Source organism: Rhodosalinus halophilus (assembly GCF_003298775.1).
Lineage (GTDB): Bacteria > Pseudomonadota > Alphaproteobacteria > Rhodobacterales > Rhodobacteraceae > Rhodosalinus > Rhodosalinus halophilus.
The window spans coordinates 374,690-393,816 of sequence record NZ_QNTQ01000001.1 but is presented as its reverse complement, the minus strand read 5'-3'; the positions used below and the strand labels follow the sequence as shown (position 1 = coordinate 393,816).

Below are 19,127 nucleotides of genomic sequence, written 5' to 3'. Positions count from 1 at the left end.
GGCCGGGGCAGACCGCCTGGGTGCCGGAAAGCAAGCCAGTCTGGTTCACCGAGATCGGGTGTCCGGCGGTGGACAAGGGCACCAACCAGCCCAACAAGTTCCTCGACCCGAAGTCCTCCGAGTCCGCGCTGCCGTATTTCTCGGACGGGCGGCGCGACGAGGCGATCCAGGCGCAGTACATCCGCGCGCTCACGGACTACTGGTCCGACCCGGAGAACAACCCGGTCTCCGGCGTCTACGGCGGGCGCATGGTGGACATGGATCGCTGTTTCGTCTGGGCATGGGACGCGCGGCCCTTTCCGTGGTTCCCGGCCGAGCGCGAGACCTGGGCCGACGGCGACAACTACGCGCGCGGCCACTGGATCTCCGGGCGCGCCTCGGGGCGCAGCCTCTCCTCGGTGGTGGGCGAGATCTGCGAAGCCGCGGGGCTTTCTGCCTGCGATACGGCCCGCCTGCACGGTCATGTGCGCGGGTATCTCGTGTCCGAGCCCGGCACGGCCCGCGCGGCGCTGCAGCCGCTGATGCTGGCGCATGGCTTCGACGCGGTCGAGCGCGACGGCGCGCTGCGCTTCCTGCCGCGCGCGGGCGCCCGTGCCGCGCCCGTCGTCTCCGCGGCGCTGGCGGAGTCGGACCGCCTCGAGGGGACGCTCGAGCGGGGCCGCGCCGCCGAGGCCGAACAGAGCGGGCGGGTGCGCCTGCGCTTCACCCTGGCCGAGGGCGATTTCCAGGCCGCGGCCGAGGAGGCGATCCTGCCGGGCGAACCCGGCCGCAGCGCGCGCGAGACGGAGCTGCCGCTCGCGCTCACGCGCGGCGAGGCGCGGCAGGTCGCCGAGCGGTGGCTGGCCGAGGCGCAGGTCGCCCGCGACACGGCGCGTTTCGCGCTGCCGCCCTCGGCCTGGGCGCTGGGCGCGGGCGACGTGGTGCAGATCGACGGCGGCGCGCGCTTCCGCATCGACCGGGTGGAGCAGGGCGAGGCGCGGCTGGTCGAGGCGGTGCGCGTCGATCCCTCGGTCTACCGGCCGGCGCGGGTCGAGGAGCGCCCGGCCCGCCTCGCGCCCTTCGTCCCGCCCGTGCCGGTGACGCCGCTCTTTCTCGACCTGCCGCTGATGCGCGGCGACGAGGCGCCGCATGCGCCGCACCTCGCCGTCACCGCCACGCCCTGGCCCGGGCGGGTCGCGCTCTACGAGGCGGCGGAGGACGAGGGCTATGCGCTCTCCGCGCTGATCGAGGCGCGCGCCGCGATCGGCGTGACCGAGAGCCCGCTGGCCGCCGCGACGTCCGGCCGGATCGACCGGGGACCGGCGCTGCGCGTGCGGATGATCTCGGGCGCGCTGGCGGCCACGGACGACGCGGGGCTGCTGGCGGGCAAGAACCTGATCGCGGTGGGCGACGGCAGCGCGGGCGGCTGGGAGCTTCTGCAGTTCCGCGACGCGCAGCTTGTCGCCCCGCGCAGCTGGCTGATCTCGCACCGGCTGCGCGGGCAGGCCGGCAGCGACGGGATCATGCCGGCCCAGTGGCCGGCGGGCAGCTGGGTCGTCGTCATGGACGGCGTGCCCCGGCAGATCGCGCTCTCGCCGGCGCTGAGGGACGTGGCGCGGCACTGGCGGATCGGGCCGGCCGGACGGCCCTACGACGATCCGAGCTACCAGCATCGCGTCCTGGCCTTTGCGGGCGAGGGGTTGCGGCCCTACCGGCCATGCCACCTGCGGCTCGCCGAGGCGGATGGCGGACTGCACGCGCGCTGGATCCGGCGCACGCGCATCGACGGGGACGGATGGGAGGCGCCCGAGGTGCCGCTTGGCGAAGAGGCGGAGCGCTACCTCGTGCGGGTCACCGCCTCCGGCGCGGTGCTGCGCGAGGCGCAGACGGAGGCCCCCGAGTGGATCTATCCGGCCGATCAGCGCGCGGCCGACGCGGGCGCGGGGCCGCGCCGGATCGAGGTGGCGCAGATCTCGGCACGCTACGGGCCGGGGCCCTTCGCCGTGGCGGCGGTGCCGGACTGATGCGGCCCGTGCACTGGGGGGACGTGACGGCCGCGGCAAGGGCGCTGCTGGAGTGGCCGCCCGCGCTGCGCGCGGCCCGCGCCCGCGCCCTGATCGAGACCGCCCACGCCGCCCACGCCTACATGAAGCGGCAGGGCCGCGCGCATCTGCATCTCGGCAACGGCGCCCTGCAGACCTGCGCGCGGCGGCGACCGCTGCCGCCCGAGCCGCCCTTGTCGGACCCGGACTATGCCGATTGCCTCGTCGCGGTGCTCACCGCCCTGAGAGACTGGCGCGCCGATCCGGCCCGCCGGTCGCGGCGCCGCGGCTGAGGCACCCCGCGGCCGCTTACCCCCCGGCGCAGCCCACGCAGCGCGCCGCGGCCGGGTCGAGCTCGAGCCGCCGGGGCGCGATCGGCTCGCCGCAGGCTTCGCAATAGCCGTATTCGCCGTCCTCCAGCCGGGCGAGGGCGGCGGTCAGGCGCCGGCGTTCGGCGTCGCGCCGGGCCTGCGTCGCCCGCGCCATGGACTGCGACATCAGCGCGTCCTGGCGCGAGAGCCGCCCCACGGCCTGCTGATCGAGCGCCACGGTCTCCTGGCCGCCGCGCCCGCGCGCGTCGCCTGCGTCAAGCTCGGCCAGAAGCGCCTCGAGCCGGGCGCGCACGGCCCCGGTGTCGGTCACGTCCATGTCCACCCTTTCCGCCGATGCGTTCCAAGACTAGATCAGATCTGCTAGGGTGAGCCAACCAGCCCCGCGAGGGAGGAGAGGACATGGCCGAGAGCCGCGCGAGACTAGCCAAGTTCGATCCCGTCTGGGACCGGATCCGCGACGAGGCCGAACAGGCCGTCCTCGACGAGCCGCTTCTGGGCGGGCTGGTGCATTCCAGCGTGCTGCACCACGCCTCGCTTGCCCGTGCGCTGGCCTTCCGCATCTCGATGAAGCTCGCCTCGGGCGAGATGTCCGAGCAGATCCTGCGCGAGATCGCCGACGAGGCGCATGCCGCCGATCCGGGCCTCGTGCAGGCGGCGCGCGCCGACATCGCCGCGGTCTACGACCGCGACCCGGCCTGCCACCGCTTCCTGCAGCCGCTGCTGTTCTTCAAGGGCTTCCAGGCGCTGCAGGCCTACCGCCTGGGCCACTGGCTCTGGCGCGAGGGGCGCGCGGATCTGGCCTATTTCGTGCAGATGCGCGTCTCGGAGGCTTTCGGCGTCGATATCCACCCGGCCGCGCGGATCGGGCAGGGGATCATGATCGACCACGCCCATTCCATCGTGATCGGCGAGACGGCGGTGGTGGGCGACAACGTCTCGATGCTGCACTCGGTGACGCTGGGCGGGACCGGCAAGGAAGAGAGCGACCGTCACCCGAAGATCGGCTCCGGCGTGCTGATCGGCGCGGGCGCCAAGGTGCTGGGCAACATCACCGTGGGCGACTGCTGCCGGATCGCGGCGGGCTCCGTCGTGCTGGAGGACATACCGCCGAAGAAGACCGTGGCCGGCGTGCCCGCCCGTATCGTGGGCGAGGCCGGCTGCGCGCAGCCTTCCGTCACGATGGATCACCTGCTGGCGCGCGACTGAGCGGCTTGCCGGCGCGGTGCGGCCTTGCGGCCGCATTCCCTCTGGCACTTCGTGCGGGCGAGGGGCGCTGCCCCTCGCGCTCCCCGGGATATTTTCACCAAGAAGAAGCAGGGGATCGGCGCGCGGGAAGGCGCCCGGCGCGGGCTTTATGGCGGGTGCCGCGGGCGAGCGCCGGGCGCGCGGCAAGTGGTGGCCGTGATGGCGCAGAGCCCCCGTTGGCGCGACAGGGTCACGCCAGCATCGCCAGAGGGTTTTCCAGATGCGCCACGATGGCCGCGAGCAGCTGCGCGCCGAGCGCGCCGTCGATGACGCGGTGATCGACGGAGAGGGTCATCGACATCATCGTGGCGGTGCCGATCCCGCCGTCGTCGCGCACCACCGGCTGCTTGACGCCCGCGCCGACGGCGAGGATCGCGCCGTGCGGCGGATTGATGACCGCGTCGAAGTTCTCGATCCCGTACATGCCGAGGTTGGAGACCGCGAAGCTGCCGCCCACATATTCGTGCGGCGCGAGCTTGCGGTCGCGGGCGCGGGTGGCGAGATCCTTCATTTCGCCGCTCAGCGCCGAGAGCGACTTGAGGTGCGCGTCCTTGAGGACGGGGGTGAAGAGGCCGCCATCCACGGCCACCGCCACGGCCACATCCGAGGGCTCGAGCCGCAGGATGCGGTCGCCGGCCCAGACGGCGTTGGCCTCGGGCACCTCCTGCAGCGCCAGCGCCGAGGCCTTGATGATGAAGTCGTTGACCGAGAGCTTCACGCCGCGGGGCTCCAGCTGGGCGTTGAGCTGGGCGCGCAGCGCGAGCAGGGCGTCGATGTCGACCGAGCGGCGCAGGTAGAAATGCGGGATCGTCTGCTTGGCCTCGGTGAGCCGCGCGGCCACCGTGCGGCGCATCCCGTCGAGCGCGACCTCTTCGGTCTCGCGGTCCTCGTACATTCTCGCCACCTGATCGGCCGAGGGGCCGGCGGGCAGGGTGGCCTGCGGCGTGGCGGCCGGGGCGGCCTCGGGCGCTTCGCGCCTGGGCGCGGCCCGGGCGGGTTCGGCGGCCTCGACATCGGCGCGCACGATGCGGCCGCGTGGGCCCGAGCCCTTCAGCTGCGTCAGGTCGAGGCCCTTCGCCTCGGCGATGCGGCGGGCGAGCGGCGAGGCGAGGATGCGTTTGCCCTCGGCGTCGGTGGGCGCGGGCGGGGCCTTGTCGCCCGGCACCTCCGCCTTCGTCTGCGGTTCGGGCGCGCGGCCATAGCCCTGGGCGGGCGCCTGCGCCGCCTGCGTCTCGACCGGTGTGGTCTCTTCTTCGGGCTTCGGGGCGGGCTCGGCCTGCGCGGGTGCGCCTTGCAGATCCTCCGGGCTCTCGCCCTCGTCGAGCATCAGCGCGATGGGCGTGTTGACGGCCACGCCGTCGGTGCCCTCGGCCACCAGAAGCTTGCCGATGGTGCCCTCGTCCACCGCCTCGAATTCCATGGTGGCCTTGTCGGTCTCGATCTCGGCGAGCAGATCGCCGGCGGCGACGGTGTCGCCCTCCTTGACCAGCCATTTCGCGAGCCGGCCCTCCTCCATCGTGGGCGAGAGGGCGGGCATCAGGATTTCCGTGGACATGCGGCGCGCTCCCTCAGCGGTAGGTGACCTTGCGCACGGCGTCCACCACCTCGTCGGTGGTGACCAGCGCCATGCGCTCGAGATTGGCGGCGTAGGGCATCGGCACGTCCTTGCCGGTCACGTTGAGCACCGGCGCGTCGAGCCAGTCGAAGGCGTGCTCCATCAGCACCGCGGAGAGGTGGTTGCCGACCGAGCCCTGCGGCCAGCCCTCCTCGACCGTGACGCAGCGGTTGGTCTTCTTGACGCTCTCGATCACGGTGTCGTGATCCATGGGGCGCAGGGTGCGCAGGTCGATCACCTCTGCCTCCACGCCGTCCTCGGCCAGACGCTCGGCCGCTTCCAGCGCGTAGGTCATGCCGATGCCGAAGCTCACGATGGTCACGTCGCCGCCCTCGCGCCAGATCCGCGCGCGGCCGAAGGGCACGGTCCAGTCGTCGAGCGCGGGCACGTCGAAGGACTTGCCGTAGAGGATCTCGTTTTCGAGGAAGACGACCGGGTTGGGGTCGCGGATCGCGGTCTTCAGGAGCCCCTTGGCGTCGTCGGCGGCATAGGGCTGCACGACCTTGAGGCCGGGGATCTGGGAATACCAGGCCGCGTAGTCCTGGCTGTGCTGCGCCGCGACCCGGGCGGCCGCGCCGTTGGGGCCGCGGAAGACCATGGGGCAGCCCATCTGCCCGCCGGACATGTAGAGCGTCTTGGCCGCCGAGTTGATGATGTGGTCCATGGCCTGCATGGCGAAGTTCCAGGTCATGAACTCGACGATGGGGCGCAGGCCGCCGAAGGCCGCGCCGACGCCGAGGCCGGCGAAGCCGTGCTCGGTGATCGGCGTGTCGATCACGCGGCGCGCGCCGAACTCGTCGAGCAATCCTTGCGTGATCTTGTAGGCGCCCTGGTATTCGGCGACCTCCTCGCCCATGACGAAGACGTTGTCGTCGCGGCGCATCTCCTCGGCCATGGCGTCGCGCAGCGCCTCGCGGACGGTCTGCTGGCGGAACTCGGTGCCCTCGGGCACCTCCGGTTCCCGCGCCCTGGCCGGGGCAGCGGGCGCGGGGTGCTGCATTCCGGCCGCCGCCTGATCCTCGGAATTCTGCGCCTTGTCCGCAGGCACCGGCGCGCTGCCGGTCCCGGACGCCTCGACCTCGTCCAGCGCTTCGCCCTCTTCGGCCAAGAGCGCGATGGGCGTGTTGACGGCCACTCCGTCGGTGCCCTCGGCCACGAGGATCTTCGCGACGGTGCCCTCGTCGACGGCCTCGAACTCCATCGTGGCCTTGTCGGTCTCGATCTCGGCGAGGATGTCGCCGGCGGCGACGGTGTCGCCCTCCTTGACCAGCCACTTGGCGAGCTTGCCCTCCTCCATGGTCGGCGAAAGGGCGGGCATCAGGATCTCGGTGCTCATGCGCGGGGGCTCCCTCAGGCGGTCTGCGGCGTGACGTCGGTGTAGACATCGGTCCAGAGTTCCGACGGATCGGGCTCCGGGCTTTCGCGGGCGAAATCGGCGGCTTCGTTGACGATCTCCTTGATTTCCTTGTCGATCGCCTTGAGATCGTCCTCCTTGGCGCCCGCGTCCAGCAGCAGCTTGCGGACATGCTCGATCGCGTCGCGCTCCTCGCGCATCTTCTGCACCTCCTCGCGGGTGCGGTATTTCGCCGGGTCGGACATCGAGTGGCCGCGGTAGCGGTAGGTCATCACCTCGAGGATGTAGGGGCCCTTGCCGGCGCGGGCGTGCTTGACGGCCTTCTCTCCGGCGGCCTTCACCGCCAGCACGTCCATCCCGTCCACCGACTCGCCCGGGATGCCGTAGGCGGCGCCGCGCTCCCAGAAATCGGGGGACTTGGTGGCGCGCTGCACGCTCGTGCCCATGGCGTACTGGTTGTTCTCGATCACGAAGATCACCGGCAGCTTCCACAGCTCGGCCATGTTGTAGGTCTCGGCCACCTGTCCCTGGTTGGCCGCGCCGTCGCCGAAATAGGTGAAGGTGACGCGGTCGTTGCCCTTGTAGCGGTCGGAAAACGCCAGGCCCGCGCCGATCGGCACGTTGGCGCCCACGATGCCGTGGCCGCCGTAGAAGTGCTTCTCGCGCGAGAACATGTGCATCGAGCCGCCCTTTCCCTTGGAAAAGCCGCCCTCGCGCCCCGTCAGTTCGGCCATCACGCCCTTGGGGTCCATGCCGCAGGCCAGCATGTGGCCGTGATCGCGGTAGGCGGTGATGCGCTTGTCGCCCTCCTCGGCGCAGGCCTCCAGGCCCACCACGACCGCCTCCTGTCCGATGTAGAGGTGGCAGAAGCCGCCGATCAGCCCCATGCCGTAGAGCTGGCCCGCCTTCTCCTCGAAGCGGCGGATGAGCAGCATCTCGCGGTAGTGGCGCTTGAGCTCCTCGGCCGAGGCGGCGGGTTTCTTCGCCTGTCTGCGGGTGGCCATGCGGGTCTCCTCGACAGTGGGACGGGAATTGTTGAACGCTAAACAAAGCTGTAGCGGATTCGGGGGCGGGTTGCGAGGGCCTTCGACAAGCCGGGCTGAGCCGTCATATCCGCGCGCCGTCGTAAGCGCGCGCGGTCGCGCCGGCGCAAGCGCCGCGGGACGCTCCGGGGTCCGGTTCAGCGGATCACGATCTCGTCGGCGCGCAACAGGCCCAGCACGTCGCGGGCGCGCTCGTCGAGCAGGTCGAGGTCGAGATGCTCGTCGGAGAGGCGGCGGGTGAGGTTCTCCATCCGCGCGATCTCGGCCTCGAGCGCGGCGAGCTCCGTGGCGAGGCGCGCCGCCTCGAGCTCCACCTCCGCGCGGCGGAAGAGGCCGTAGTCGCCCTGCACCGCGGCGAAGGCGAAATAGAGTCCGAGTCCGAAGGCGACGGCGAAGAAGGCGATCACGCCAAAGGCTGGCCGGCTGCGGGTGCGGATCATGCTCTGCCTCGTCTGGCGGCCTCTGCCGGGCCGCTGGTCGTCACTATGGCACAGGTGATTCGCGCTGTGAATCCCCAACGTCACGGTTTCGGGGCGGGGCCCTCCTTCCTATGCTGCCGGGCAGGAGAGGAGGCCCGCGATGACCCAGCTGCCGCCCGCCGAGAGGCTCGCGACCCATACCGTCGAGAATCAGCCCGGCCTGATGCCGCCGCCCGATCTCTGGGCCGGCGACGCGCCGCTGCGTGCAGGCGTCGCCGCGCAGGGCGGCGACGCGCAGGCGCTCGCCGCAGCGGCCGCGCGTTTCGGCAGCGCAGAGGCGCGCGCCGAGGGCGAGGAGGCGCGCCGCGACGCGCCGCGGCTGGTGCTTTTCGATCGGGGCGGGCGGCGGCTCGACGAGGTGCGCTTCGCGCCGGGCTACCACAGTCTCATGCAGGCGGGGGCCGAGGCGGGCTATGCCGCCGTCGCCTGGGAGGGTCGGCCCGGCGGTCACGTCACCCACGCCGCGATGGTCTATTCTCTGAGTCAGGTGGAGCCGGGCGTCTGCTGTCCGCTGACGATGACCTACGCGGGCGTCCCGGCCATGGAGGCCGACCCGGAGCTCGCCGAAACCTGGATCCCGAAGCTCACCGCGCGGGCCTACGATCCCGCCATCGCGCCCATCCACGAGAAGCGCGCCGCGACCCTCGGCATGGCGATGACGGAAAAGCAGGGCGGCTCGGACGTGCGCGCCAACACGACGCGCGCCGACCCCGACGGCGATCTCTGGCGGCTCACCGGGCACAAGTGGTTCTGCTCGGCGCCGATGTCCGACGGCTTCCTGACGCTGGCGCAGACGGAGGCGGGGCTGACCTGTTTCCTGGTGCCCCGCTGGCTTGAGGGCGCGCGCAACGCGATCCGGCTCCAGCGGCTGAAGGACAAGCTCGGCAACCGCGCGAACGCCTCTTCCGAGATCGAGTTCCAGGGGGCGCTCGCGCACCGGCTGGGCGAGGACGGGCAGGGGGTGCGCACCATCATCCGCATGGTGCACCACACGCGGCTCGACACGGCGATGGCGCCCGCGGGGCTGATGCGCGCGGCGCTTGTCGAGGCGCTCTGGTGGGTCGAGGGGCGGCGCGCCTTCCAGAAGCGGCTGATCGACCAGCCCCTGATGCGCGCGGTGCTGGCCGATCTCGCGCTCGACTGGGAGGGCGCGCTGGCCGCGGGACTGCGCGCGGCGCGCGCCTTCGACGGCGGCGACGAGGGCGAGCGGGCGCTGGCGCGGATCGCCGTGGCGCTGGCGAAATACGTCTCGAACAAGCGCGCGGTGCCGGTGATCGGCGAGGCGATGGAGGTGCTGGGCGGCATGGGCTACGTCGAGGACACGCCGCTGCCGATGCTCTACCGCGAGGCGCCGCTCAACGGCATCTGGGAGGGGTCGGGCAACGTGATCTGCCTCGACATTCTGCGCACGCTCGCGCGCGAGCCGCGCGCGGGCGAGGCGCTCGCGGCCGAACTGGACGCGGCGAAGGGCGCCGAGCGCGCCTACGACGCAGCACTCGAGACGCACCGCATGCGCTGGCCCGGCCTGCCGGCCGAGTCCGAGGCGCGCTGGTTCGCCGAGAGCCTGGGCCAGCTTTTCGCCGCCTCGGTGCTGATCCGCACCGCGCCGGACGCGGTGGCCGCGGGCTATGCGCGCACGCGGCTGGGCGCCCCGCGCGGGCTGATGCCGGGCGCGGTCTCGGGGCTCGACGAGGGCGCGATCCTGGACCGCCTGGCCCAGGGGTGAGCCGGAACCAGTGCCGCGTTGCCGGGCGTTTCCCTTGCATCGAGGGAGAAGCGACGGGATACCATGACCGAGAGCACGACAGCCGAGGAACAGGCGGCCGGCAACCGCCGGACGGTGCTCACGGCCGGTTTCGTCGGCAACGTGGTCGAATGGTACGATTTCGCCCTCTACGGTTTCTTCGCCAGCACCTTCTCGACGATCTTCTTCCCCGAGGGCGACCAGGCCGCGCATCTGATCGCCGTCTACGGCATCTTCGCCGCGGGCTTCGTGATGCGGCCCATCGGCTCGGTGCTCTTCGGATGGCTGGGCGACAAGATCGGCCGCTCGCACACGATGATGATTTCGGTGGCGCTCATGGCGCTGCCGACCTTCGCGCTGGCCTTCCTGCCGGACTACCAGTCGATCGGTCTCTGGGCGGCCGTCGGGCTGGTGGCGATCCGGCTTCTTCAGGGGCTGTCGGTGGGCGGCGAGTTCTCGACCTCGGTGGTCTATCTGGTCGAGACGGCGCGGCGCGACCGGCGCGGGCTGTCGGGCAGCATGGCCAATCTCGGCAGCGTCGCGGGCACGGCGCTGGGCTCGCTCGCTGCGATGGCGGTCATGAACCTGCTGCCCGAGGCCGCGGCCGAGAGCTGGGGCTGGCGCGTGCCCTATGCCATCGGCGGGCTGATCGGCATCGGCGCGCTCTGGCTGCGCCGGCATCTGCCGATGTCGCCGGCCTTCGAGGCGCAGGAGGCCTCGCGCGAGACCAGCGCGCCCGTCCGCGACACCCTGCGCCGGCATCCGCGGCGCACCATGCAGGCTACGCTCTTCGCCGCGGGCTACGGCGTGTTCTTCTATCTCGCGCTCGTCTATTTCCCGAACTGGCTGGACCGGCACGGCGCGCTGGGGCTGGATCTCGCCATGCGGCTCAACACGGCCGCCCTGGTGGCCATTCTGCCGGTGGTGCTGCTGGGCGGCTGGCTGGGCGACAGGCGCATCGCGCGCAAGCGCGTCGTGGCGACGGCGCTGCTTTTCGGGGGGCTGGCCACAGGGCCGGCGCTCTGGCTGGGCACCGCCGGCTTCTGGGCGGCGGGCGCGGGGCAGCTGGCGCTCGCGGTGCCGATCGCGGTGATGCTCGGCGCCGGCCCCGCGCTCTTCGCCGAGCTCTTCCCCGCAGCGAGCCGCAACACCGGCTATTCGATTTCCTACGCCATCGGGATGGGGCTTGCCGGCGGCGCCACGCCGATGACGGCCACCTGGCTGATCGAAACCAGCGGCTGGAGCTATGCGCCCGCAGTCCTGATGGCCGCCGCGGCAGCGATCGGCGCGGGCGCGGCGCTCTCGATGCCGCTGCGCGACCGCGCCCCGCTGCAAGGCGCGGGGGCGGTGGCCTGATCGCGCCTCAGCCCGCGATCGAGGCGGCGTAGATCGCGTCGATCGCCTCTTCCAGGGTGCGGTCGAAGGCGTCGTCGTCCTGATCGGCGGTCAGCCCCTCGGTCAGCGCACGCGAGAAACTTGCGATCATGCCGGTGTTCTGGGCGAGCAGCTTGCACGCCTCCTCGCGGGTGTAACCGCCCGAGAGCGCGACGACCCGCATCACCCGGTCATGCACGATCAGCGGGGCGTAGAAATTCGCCATCGACGGCAGCGAGAGCTTGAGCATCACCTTGCTGCCGTCGGGAAGCGCGTCGAGATGCGTGTGCAGCGCCTCCAGCAGGAGCCGCTCGGCATCCGCCTTGTCCTCGATCGTGATGGTCACCTCGGGCTCGATGATCGGGACGAGACCCTTGTCGAGCACGCGCCGGGCCACCTCGAACTGCTGGTCCACCACCGCGCGGATCCCCGAGGGCGAGGCCGCGTCGATCACCGAGCGTTCCTTGGTGCCGAAGATGCCGTGGGCGACCGCGCGGTCGAGCAGCGCGTCGAGGCCGGGGTTGGGCTTCATCAGCCGGACGCCGTCGTCCTCGGGCTCGAGCCCCTTGTCGATCTTGAGGAAGGGCACGACGCCCTTCTTCTCCCACAGATACTGCGCGGCGGGCACGCCGGCGAAGTCGCGCTCCATGGTCTTTTCGAACAGGATCGCGCCGATCACCTTGTCGCCCGAGAAGGCGGGCGAGCGCACGATCCGGCTGCGCATCTCGTGCACGAGGTCGAACATCTCCTCTTCCGAGGAATAGCGATCCTCGGGGATGCCGTAGAGGCTGAGCGCCTTCGGCGTGGAGCCCCCCGACTGGTCGAGCGCGGCGATGAAGCCGAGGCCGGAGGTCATCTGGCGGATCTGGTCTTCGTTGGGCATCGGTCTCCCTCGCTCCTTTTCGCTCCGCTTCTAGGCAAGCGCGGGCGGCGTTTCAATCGCGCGGGCGGCCGCGGCGTGCGTCACTCCGCGGCGCAGAGCGCGGCCACGCCGGGCAGGGGCTTGCCCTCGATCCATTCGAGAAAGGCGCCGCCGGCGGTCGAGACATAGCTGAAGCGCTCCGCCGCGCCCGCCTGGTTGAGCGCCGCCACCGTGTCGCCGCCGCCGGCGACCGACACGAGCCGGTCGAGCTCCGTCAGCTCGGCCGCGCGCCGCGCGCAGGCGGACGTCGCGGCATCGAAGGGCGGATACTCGAAGGCGCCGAGCGGCCCGTTCCAGATCAGCGTGCGGGTGCGTTCGAGCCCCTGCAGGATATGCGCCACGCTGTCGGGGCCCGCGTCGAGGATCATCGCGTCGTCGGGGCAGTCCTCGACCCGGCAGACCTCGGAGGCCGCGCCGGCGGCGAGCGCGCGCGCCACCACCACGTCGCGCGGCAGCAGGATCTCGCAGCCCGTCTCCGCGGCGCGCGCGGCGATCGCGCGCGCGCTTTCGGCCATCTCGCGCTCGGCCAGCGAGCGGCCGACGTCGAAGCCCGCGGCGTAGAGGAAGGTGTTGGCCATGCCGCCGCCGATCACCAGCATGTCCACCTGCTCGACGAGATTGCGCAGCAACTCGAGCTTGGTGGAGACCTTCGAGCCGCCGACCACCGCCATCACCGGGCGGTCGGGGTCGCCCAGCGCGCGTTCGAGCGCGCCGAGCTCGGCCTGCATCAGCCGTCCCGCGCAGGCCGGCAGCAGCCGCGCGACGCCCTCGGTCGAGGCGTGCGCCCGGTGCGCGGCCGAGAAGGCGTCGTTGCAGTAGACCTCGCCCAGCCGCGCGAAGCCGCGGGCGAGCTCGGGGTCGTTCGCCTCCTCGCCCGGTTCGAAGCGGGTGTTCTCGAGCAGCAGAACCTCGCCCCCGGAGAGCGCCTCGGCGGCGGCCTCGGCCGCGGGGCCGGCGCATTCGGGCGCGAAGCGGACGGGACAGCCGAAGGCCGCCTGCAGCGCGGGCACGAGCGGCTCCAGCGACATCTCCGGCACGCGGCGGCCCCTGGGCCTGTCGAAATGCGCCAGCAGGATCGGCCGTCCGCCCCGGTCGAGAATGTCCTGCACGGTGGGGGCGATGCGCTCGATCCGGGTCGCGTCCGTCACCCGGCCGTCCTGCACCGGCACGTTGATGTCCACGCGCAGCAGAACGCGCCTGCCGCGCAGCGCCATATCGTCGAGTGTCTTCCAGCTCATCGCATCCCTCGCCCTGTGCTCCGCCGACCGGGGCCGCGCGCCTTTTCCCCGGAAGCCGGACGCGGGTCAATCCGCCCCGGCGGGGCTTGCCCGGCCGTCGCCGCGCGTCGTAACACAGGCGCGACAGAGCGTGACAGGAGCGCCACGATGGCCGAGATCCGAGACCCCGAGAACACGATCCTCATGGAGCTGAAGGACGGCACCGTGACGATCGAACTGCTGCCCGACGTGGCGCCGAAGCATGTCGAGCGGATGAAGACGCTGGCCCGCGCCGGCGCCTACGACAACGTGGCCTTCCACCGCGTCATCGACGGCTTCATGGCGCAGACCGGCGACGTCGAGCACGGCGACATGGAAGACGGCTTCGACCTGCGCCGCGCGGGCACCGGCGGCTCGGAGCTGCCGGACCTGCCGGCCGAGTTCTCGCGCATCCCGCACGACCGCGGCACGCTGGGCGCGGCGCGCGCGCAGAACCCCGACAGCGCGAACTCGCAGTTCTTCATCAATTTCAAGGACAACCACTTCCTCAACGGGCAGTACACGGTTTACGGCCGGGTGATCGACGGCATGGAGCACGTCGACGCCATCACGCGCGGCGAGCCGCCGGCCAGCCCCGACCGGATGATCAGCATGAAGGTGGCCGCCGATGCGTGAGTTCGCCGTCGCCGCGGCGCTGATCGCCGCAAGCCCCGCTTTCGCCACCGGCCTCGAGATCGAGGTGGACGGCGAGGCGCAGGGCACCATCCGCGTCGATCTGTTCGAGGACGTCGCGCCACAGCACGTGGAACGCATCACCACCCTGGCCGAACAGGGTGCCTATGACGGCGTCGTGTTCCACCGGGTGATCGAGGGCTTCATGGCCCAGACCGGCGACGTGGAATTCGGCCGGATCGAGGGCGGCGACATGGCGCGCGCCGGCATGGGCGGCTCGGATCTGCCGGACCTGCCCGCGGAGTTCTCGGACGTGTCCTTCGCGCGCGGCGTGATCGGCATGGCGCGCGCGGCCGATCCCGATTCGGCCAACTCGCAGTTCTTCATCATGTTCGCGCCCGCGCCGCATCTCGACGGGCAATACACCGTGGTCGGCCGCGTGACCGAAGGCATGGAGGTCGTGGACGCCATCAAGCGCGGCGAGGGCCGAAACGGCGCCGTGATCGGCCGGCCCGACGTGATGACGCGGGTCATCGTCACCGAGTGATTCCCTGTCGGCGATTGTTCGCACGAAGAATCGCGGACAGCTTCCGCTGCCGGACCGAAGATCGGAGACGCCCGCGATGACCCGTCAGCCCGACTTCGTTCTCGTCCGCCCGCAGATGGGCGAGAACATCGGCGCCGCGGCGCGCGCGATGTGGAACTTCGGGCTCGACCGGATGCGGATCGTCTCCCCGCGCGACGGCTGGCCCAACCCGGCCGCCGCGGCGATGGCGAGCGGTGCGGGCCGGCTTCTGGACACGGCGCAGCTCTTCGACGACACGGCGGCCGCGATCGACGACGCCACGCATGTCTACGCCACCACCGCCCGCCCGCGCGGCATGACCACGCCGGTGATGAGCCCCGAGCGCGCGATGCAGGATGCGGCCCTGCGCCTCGCCGGCGGCGAGCGGGTGTCGGTGCTCTTCGGGCCCGAGCGCGCGGGGCTGGAGAACGACGACATCGCCCGCGCCAACACGATCATCACGGTTCCCGTGAACCCCGCGTTTCCCAGCCTCAACCTCGCGCAATGCGTGCTGCTCACCGCCTACGAGTGGCGCCGCCAGGCGGCCGAGGTCACGCACGAGGCCGTCGTCCCCGGCCCCGACGGCTGGGCCGAGGCGGGCGAGGTCGAGCGGCTGGCGGAGCACTACGAGGAACGGCTGACCGAGGCCGGCTTCTTCTTTCCCGAGCACAAGGCCGCGAGCATGCGCCGCACGCTGCGCAACCTCTGGTCCCGGATGCCGCTGACGAAGGCCGACGTGCGGATCTTTCACGGCATCCTGCGCCAGCTGGTGCGCGACAGGGACCGCAAGACCTGAAGTCTGGCGTTGATCTGATCCGGGCACCAAGCTTACGCTACGGCAGCTGAATCCACCTCAGACTGCGGAGGGCGCCATGACCCACGCGCCAGGATTCTCCGGGCCGGAGCCCGGCATCCTCTATCTGACCGAAGGCGGCACCGAGACGGAAGTCATGTTCCGGTACGGGCATCAGCTGCGCGAGTTCGCCATGTTCGAGTTGCTGGACAACCCGGCCGCTGTCGCGGACCTGAAGGACATGTATCGCCGCTATCTCGATGCGGCTGCGCGGCACGGCTTCGGCGCGCTGATGGCGGGCTTCGACTATCGCGCGAGCCCGGACTGGGGCGAAAAGCTCGGCTATTCGCCCGAGGGTCTGGCCGAGATGCAGCACCGCTGCATCGACTTCCTGCGCGAGGTGTCCGCACCCTATCGCGACGATCTGCCCGACATCGCGATCTGCGGCTGCGTCGGTCCCCGCGGCGATGCCTATGCGCTCAACCGAGACATCACCGCGGAAGAGGCGGAAGAGTATCACGCCACGCAGCTCGACACGCTGAAGGCCTGCGACGTGGATCTCGTCTGGGCTGCCACGTTCAACAATGTGCCCGAAGCGGTGGGATTGTCGCGCGCTGCGGCCGCGGCCGGCCTGCCGCTCAACCTGCATTTCACGCTCACGGGCGACTCGCGTCTGCGCTCCGGCCCCAGTTTGCGTGAGTCGATCGAAGCGACCGATGCTCAGGCGGGCGATGCGCGGCCCGAGTCCTACGGCATCAACTGCTCGCATCCGGTGGAATTCGAGCCGGCGCTGGAGCCGGGCGGGTGGACGCGCCGCATCCGCGCGCTGCGGCCCAATGCTGCGAAGATGGACAAGATCGCGCTGTGCAAGCTCGGCCACATCGAGGATGGCGATCCCGAGGAGCTCGGCCGGATGATGGGCGATCTCGCCCGCCGCTATCCGCAGATCGATATCTGGGGCGGCTGCTGCGGCACCTGGGACCGACACTTCGACGAGATCGCGCGCGAGGTGCGAGCCGCGCGCGACGAGATGCCTGCCGCGCCCGCCTGAGCCTGCGACGCCTTGCACGTTGCCCCGCGCTTGCCGCGCCCGGTGCCCTCGCATAGGTATCGCCGCGCAGACGGGAGGCGCGCATGGCCGAGAAACGCAAGCTTTTCGAGGAAGTGGGCGAGACCGGGCGCCCCAGGCAGGAACCTCGCGGCGGGATGATCGACGCGGGCCGGCGCGGCGCGCGGGGCGCGGTGCGGGTCTGGCTGCAGATCCTCTTCGTGCTGGTCGTGGTGATGATCGCGGTGGGCGGGCTTACGCGGCTCACCGACTCGGGCCTCTCGATCACCGAGTGGGCGCCGCTCTCGGGCGCGATCCCGCCGCTTTCGGCCGAGGACTGGGCGCGCGAGTTCGACGCCTACCGCCAGATCCCCGAGTACCAGCTCCAGAACCGCGGCATGAGCCTTGCCGAGTTCAAGGTCATCTACTGGTGGGAATGGGGCCACCGGCAGCTGGGCCGGGTCATCGGTCTCGTCTGGGCGGCGGGCTTCCTGGGCTTCCTCGTGACGCGCAAGATGCCGCCGGGCTGGACGGGGCGGCTCTTCGCCCTGGGCGTGCTGGGCGGGCTGCAGGGCGCGATCGGCTGGTGGATGGTGGCCTCGGGCCTCGAAGGCACGATGCTGGACGTGGCGAGCTATCGGCTGGCCACGCACCTAGGCCTTGCCTTCGTGATCCTCGGGCTCATCGCCTGGTATGTCTTCCGCCTCGGCCGCGAGAGCCGCGAGCTGTTGCAGGCGCGGCGCCAGCGCGAGGGGCGGCTCGCGGGCTGGGGCACGGCGCTGATCGCGCTCGCCTTCGTGCAGATTCTGCTGGGCGCGCTGGTGGCGGGCATCGACGCGGGGCGGAACTATACCGACTGGCCGCTGATGGCGGGCGGCTTCCTGCCGCCCTATCCGTTCCAGCTCGAGCCCGTCTGGCGCAACTTCTTCGAGGATGACGGGCTGGTGCAGTTCATGCACCGGATGGCGGGCTATGCGCTGGTGCTGCTGGGGATCGTCGCCTGGGTCGTCGCGCGGCGCTCGGCCAACCCGGCCACGCGCTTCGGCTTCAACGCGGTGCTGGCGATGCTCGTCGTGCAGCTGGTGCTGGGAATCGCCACGGTGCTTTACGCCGCGCCCTGGCACCTGGCGATCCTGCACCAGTTCGGCGCGGTGGTGCTGTGGGTGCTGGTGCTGCAGGCACGGTTCCGCGCGCTCTATCCCCTGCCGCAGTCGCTGAGGGCCGCGCGATGAGTGCCTTCGACACCCTCATGGCGCATGCGCGCGAGACGCAGGCGCTGGCGCAGGTCGCCGGCCGGCTGGGCTGGGACCAGGAGACGGTGATGCCGCGCGGCGCGGCCCCCCAGCGGGCCGAGGAGATGGCGGCGCTGGAGGGCGTGCTGCACGCCCGCCGCACCGATCCGCGCCTGGCCGAGTGGCTGGCCGAGGCCGAGGCGCCGGATGCGGCCGGCGCAGCGCAGCTTCGGCTGATCCGGCGCCAGCACGAGCGCGCCGTGAAGGTGCCCGCGCGGCTCGCCGCGGAACTCGCGCGCGTCACCAGCCGGGCGCAGGGCGTCTGGGCCGAGGCGCGGGCCGCGCAGGACGCGGGCGCCTTCGTGCCCGTTCTGGCCGAAGTGGTCGCCCTGCGCCGCGAGGAGGGCGCGGCGCTGGCGCAGGGCGGCGATCTCTACGATGCGCTCCTGCAGGACTACGAGCCCGGCACCACGGCCGCCGAGATCGAGGCGATGTTCGGCGCGCTGGGCCCGCGGCTGGCGGAGCTGCGCTCGGCGGTGCTGGAGCGGCCAGCGCCCGCGGCGCTTTCGGGCCGCTTCGACGAGGCGGCGCAGCATGCGCTGGCGCGCGAACTGGCCCAGGCCTTCGGCTACGACCTGATGCGCGGCCGGATCGACACGGCGGTGCATCCCTTCAGCGCGGGCTCCGGCCTCGACGTGCGGATCACCACGCGGACGGACCCCGCGGACCCCTTCAACTGCCTCTATTCCACGATCCACGAGGTGGGCCACGCCACCTACGAACAGAACATCGACGCGGCCTATCTGCTGACGCCCGTGGGGCAGGGCGCCTCGATGGGCGTGCACGAGAGCCAGAGCCGGCTCTACGAGAATCAGCTCGGCCGCTCGCGCGCCTTCACCGGCTGGCTCTACGGGCGGATGCGCGAGATTTTCGGCGATCTCGGCATCGCGGACGAGGAGGCGTTTTACGCCGCCGTCAACCGTGTGCACCGGGGCTTCATCCGCACCGAATCGGACGAGCTGCAATACAACCTGCACATCCTGATGCGCTTCGATCTGGAGCGGGCGCTGATCTCGGGCGATCTCGCGGCGGGCGACCTGGAGGCGGCGTGGAACGACCGCTTCGGCGCCGATTTCGGCTATGCGCCCGAGCGGCCCTCGGACGGATTCCTGCAGGACGTGCACTGGTCCGTGGGCCTCTTCGGCTATTTCCCGACCTACACGCTGGGCAATCTCTACGCCGGATGCCTGCACGCGGCGATGCGGCGTGACCTGCCCGATCTCGACGAGAGCCTCGGCAACGGCGACCCCTCGCCCGCCACCGGCTGGCTGCGCGAGACGGTGCAGCGCCACGGCGGGCTGATGGAGCCGCGCGACCTTATCGCGGCCGCGACGGGCGAGGCGCCCTCGGAAATCCCGCTGCTGGCCTATCTCGAGGACAAGTTCGGCCACCTCTACGGGCTCTGAGCCGC

The 19,127-nt window shown here is 71.6% G+C and carries 17 protein-coding genes and 1 pseudogene; 11 read left to right on the top strand and 7 right to left on the bottom strand.

What is annotated here, in order from left to right; all coding sequences use genetic code 11:
- Nucleotides 1–11: 11 nt before the first annotated feature.
- Nucleotides 12–2,003 (top strand): annotated as a pseudogene (locus DRV85_RS19770) (baseplate multidomain protein megatron); the annotation flags it as partial.
- The gene (locus DRV85_RS01795; RefSeq protein WP_113287698.1) at nucleotides 2,003–2,314 is read left to right on the top strand and encodes a DUF7742 family protein; all 312 of its coding nucleotides are present in this window, start codon (nucleotides 2,003–2,005) and stop codon (nucleotides 2,312–2,314) included. The pseudogene DRV85_RS19770 and the gene DRV85_RS01795, both read left to right, overlap by 1 nt.
- 16 nt (nucleotides 2,315–2,330) lie before the next feature.
- On the opposite strand, the gene DRV85_RS01790 is transcribed toward DRV85_RS01795, so the two are convergent.
- Nucleotides 2,331–2,669, bottom strand: a complete 339-nt coding sequence (locus DRV85_RS01790) for a TraR/DksA family transcriptional regulator (RefSeq protein ID WP_113287697.1) — start codon at nucleotides 2,667–2,669, stop codon at nucleotides 2,331–2,333.
- 83 nt (nucleotides 2,670–2,752) lie between these two features.
- Between DRV85_RS01790 and cysE the strand changes: the two genes are divergently transcribed.
- Nucleotides 2,753–3,559, top strand: a complete 807-nt coding sequence (gene cysE, locus DRV85_RS01785) for a serine O-acetyltransferase (RefSeq protein WP_113287696.1) — start codon at nucleotides 2,753–2,755, stop codon at nucleotides 3,557–3,559.
- A gap of 229 nt (nucleotides 3,560–3,788) precedes the next feature.
- Here the strand turns inward: cysE and DRV85_RS01780 are convergent, their stop codons facing one another.
- The 4 genes from DRV85_RS01780 to DRV85_RS01765 form a co-directional block, all read right to left on the bottom strand.
- Nucleotides 3,789–5,153: a pyruvate dehydrogenase complex dihydrolipoamide acetyltransferase gene (locus tag DRV85_RS01780; RefSeq protein WP_113287695.1), complete on the bottom strand. Its 1,365-nt coding sequence runs from the start codon at nucleotides 5,151–5,153 to the stop codon at nucleotides 3,789–3,791.
- A 13-nt stretch (nucleotides 5,154–5,166) separates the two neighbouring features.
- Complete coding sequence (locus tag DRV85_RS01775; protein WP_113287694.1) at nucleotides 5,167–6,549, bottom strand: pyruvate dehydrogenase complex E1 component subunit beta; 1,383 nt, start codon at nucleotides 6,547–6,549, stop codon at nucleotides 5,167–5,169.
- Between the two features lie 14 nt (nucleotides 6,550–6,563).
- On the bottom strand, nucleotides 6,564–7,571 hold the full coding sequence (gene pdhA, locus DRV85_RS01770; RefSeq protein ID WP_113287693.1) for a pyruvate dehydrogenase (acetyl-transferring) E1 component subunit alpha: 1,008 nt from the start codon (nucleotides 7,569–7,571) through the stop codon (nucleotides 6,564–6,566).
- Between the two features lie 176 nt (nucleotides 7,572–7,747).
- Nucleotides 7,748–8,050: an FtsB family cell division protein gene (locus DRV85_RS01765; protein WP_420820899.1), complete on the bottom strand. Its 303-nt coding sequence runs from the start codon at nucleotides 8,048–8,050 to the stop codon at nucleotides 7,748–7,750.
- 139 nt (nucleotides 8,051–8,189) lie between these two features.
- On the opposite strand from DRV85_RS01765, the gene DRV85_RS01760 reads away from it, so the two are divergent.
- On the top strand, nucleotides 8,190–9,815 hold the full coding sequence (locus DRV85_RS01760) for an acyl-CoA dehydrogenase family protein (protein ID WP_113287692.1): 1,626 nt from the start codon (nucleotides 8,190–8,192) through the stop codon (nucleotides 9,813–9,815).
- Between the two features lie 63 nt (nucleotides 9,816–9,878).
- The gene (locus DRV85_RS01755) at nucleotides 9,879–11,189 is read left to right on the top strand and encodes an MFS transporter (RefSeq protein ID WP_113287691.1); all 1,311 of its coding nucleotides are present in this window, start codon (nucleotides 9,879–9,881) and stop codon (nucleotides 11,187–11,189) included.
- A gap of 7 nt (nucleotides 11,190–11,196) precedes the next feature.
- Here the strand turns inward: DRV85_RS01755 and DRV85_RS01750 are convergent, their stop codons facing one another.
- A complete protein-coding gene (locus DRV85_RS01750) occupies nucleotides 11,197–12,090 on the bottom strand; it encodes a fructose bisphosphate aldolase (RefSeq protein ID WP_113287690.1) in 894 nt (297 codons plus the stop codon).
- An 80-nt stretch (nucleotides 12,091–12,170) separates the two neighbouring features.
- Nucleotides 12,171–13,367 (bottom strand): phosphoglycerate kinase, encoded by a 1,197-nt coding sequence (locus DRV85_RS01745; RefSeq protein ID WP_113287689.1) that lies wholly within the window; start codon nucleotides 13,365–13,367, stop codon nucleotides 12,171–12,173.
- 147 nt (nucleotides 13,368–13,514) lie between these two features.
- Between DRV85_RS01745 and DRV85_RS01740 the strand changes: the two genes are divergently transcribed.
- From DRV85_RS01740 to DRV85_RS01715, 6 genes are all read left to right on the top strand, one after another.
- A complete protein-coding gene (locus DRV85_RS01740; protein WP_113287688.1) occupies nucleotides 13,515–14,021 on the top strand; it encodes a peptidylprolyl isomerase in 507 nt (168 codons plus the stop codon).
- On the top strand, nucleotides 14,014–14,565 hold the full coding sequence (locus DRV85_RS01735; RefSeq protein WP_113287687.1) for a peptidylprolyl isomerase: 552 nt from the start codon (nucleotides 14,014–14,016) through the stop codon (nucleotides 14,563–14,565). The genes DRV85_RS01740 and DRV85_RS01735 overlap by 8 nt, the downstream gene beginning before the upstream one ends.
- 76 nt (nucleotides 14,566–14,641) lie before the next feature.
- Nucleotides 14,642–15,379 carry an RNA methyltransferase gene (locus DRV85_RS01730; RefSeq protein ID WP_113287686.1) on the top strand — a complete coding sequence of 246 codons (738 nt, stop codon included), beginning with the start codon at nucleotides 14,642–14,644 and terminating at the stop codon, nucleotides 15,377–15,379.
- Nucleotides 15,380–15,455: 76 nt separating this feature from the next.
- Entirely contained in the window at nucleotides 15,456–16,427 is a 972-nt protein-coding gene (locus DRV85_RS01725; protein ID WP_113287685.1) for a homocysteine S-methyltransferase family protein, read from the top strand.
- An 83-nt stretch (nucleotides 16,428–16,510) separates the two neighbouring features.
- Nucleotides 16,511–17,656: a heme A synthase gene (gene ctaA, locus DRV85_RS01720; protein WP_113287684.1), complete on the top strand. Its 1,146-nt coding sequence runs from the start codon at nucleotides 16,511–16,513 to the stop codon at nucleotides 17,654–17,656.
- The gene (locus DRV85_RS01715) at nucleotides 17,653–19,122 is read left to right on the top strand and encodes a carboxypeptidase M32 (RefSeq protein WP_113287683.1); all 1,470 of its coding nucleotides are present in this window, start codon (nucleotides 17,653–17,655) and stop codon (nucleotides 19,120–19,122) included. The genes ctaA and DRV85_RS01715 overlap by 4 nt, the downstream gene beginning before the upstream one ends.
- Nucleotides 19,123–19,127: the final 5 nt, after the last annotated feature.

Excerpts from the sequence above, each read along its gene's own strand:
- DRV85_RS01795 (WP_113287698.1), top strand. The coding sequence starts at position 2,003 with ATGCGGCCCGTGCACTGGGGGGACGTGACGGCCGCGGCAAGGGCGCTG.
- DRV85_RS01790 (WP_113287697.1), bottom strand. The coding sequence starts at position 2,669 with ATGGACGTGACCGACACCGGGGCCGTGCGCGCCCGGCTCGAGGCGCTT.
- cysE (WP_113287696.1), top strand. The coding sequence starts at position 2,753 with ATGGCCGAGAGCCGCGCGAGACTAGCCAAGTTCGATCCCGTCTGGGAC.
- DRV85_RS01780 (WP_113287695.1), bottom strand. The coding sequence starts at position 5,153 with ATGTCCACGGAAATCCTGATGCCCGCCCTCTCGCCCACGATGGAGGAG.
- DRV85_RS01775 (WP_113287694.1), bottom strand. The coding sequence starts at position 6,549 with ATGAGCACCGAGATCCTGATGCCCGCCCTTTCGCCGACCATGGAGGAG.
- pdhA (WP_113287693.1), bottom strand. The coding sequence starts at position 7,571 with ATGGCCACCCGCAGACAGGCGAAGAAACCCGCCGCCTCGGCCGAGGAG.
- DRV85_RS01765 (WP_420820899.1), bottom strand. The coding sequence starts at position 8,050 with ATGATCCGCACCCGCAGCCGGCCAGCCTTTGGCGTGATCGCCTTCTTC.
- DRV85_RS01760 (WP_113287692.1), top strand. The coding sequence starts at position 8,190 with ATGACCCAGCTGCCGCCCGCCGAGAGGCTCGCGACCCATACCGTCGAG.
- DRV85_RS01755 (WP_113287691.1), top strand. The coding sequence starts at position 9,879 with ATGACCGAGAGCACGACAGCCGAGGAACAGGCGGCCGGCAACCGCCGG.
- DRV85_RS01750 (WP_113287690.1), bottom strand. The coding sequence starts at position 12,090 with ATGCCCAACGAAGACCAGATCCGCCAGATGACCTCCGGCCTCGGCTTC.
- DRV85_RS01745 (WP_113287689.1), bottom strand. The coding sequence starts at position 13,367 with ATGAGCTGGAAGACACTCGACGATATGGCGCTGCGCGGCAGGCGCGTT.
- DRV85_RS01740 (WP_113287688.1), top strand. The coding sequence starts at position 13,515 with ATGGCCGAGATCCGAGACCCCGAGAACACGATCCTCATGGAGCTGAAG.
- DRV85_RS01735 (WP_113287687.1), top strand. The coding sequence starts at position 14,014 with ATGCGTGAGTTCGCCGTCGCCGCGGCGCTGATCGCCGCAAGCCCCGCT.
- DRV85_RS01730 (WP_113287686.1), top strand. The coding sequence starts at position 14,642 with ATGACCCGTCAGCCCGACTTCGTTCTCGTCCGCCCGCAGATGGGCGAG.
- DRV85_RS01725 (WP_113287685.1), top strand. The coding sequence starts at position 15,456 with ATGACCCACGCGCCAGGATTCTCCGGGCCGGAGCCCGGCATCCTCTAT.
- ctaA (WP_113287684.1), top strand. The coding sequence starts at position 16,511 with ATGGCCGAGAAACGCAAGCTTTTCGAGGAAGTGGGCGAGACCGGGCGC.
- DRV85_RS01715 (WP_113287683.1), top strand. The coding sequence starts at position 17,653 with ATGAGTGCCTTCGACACCCTCATGGCGCATGCGCGCGAGACGCAGGCG.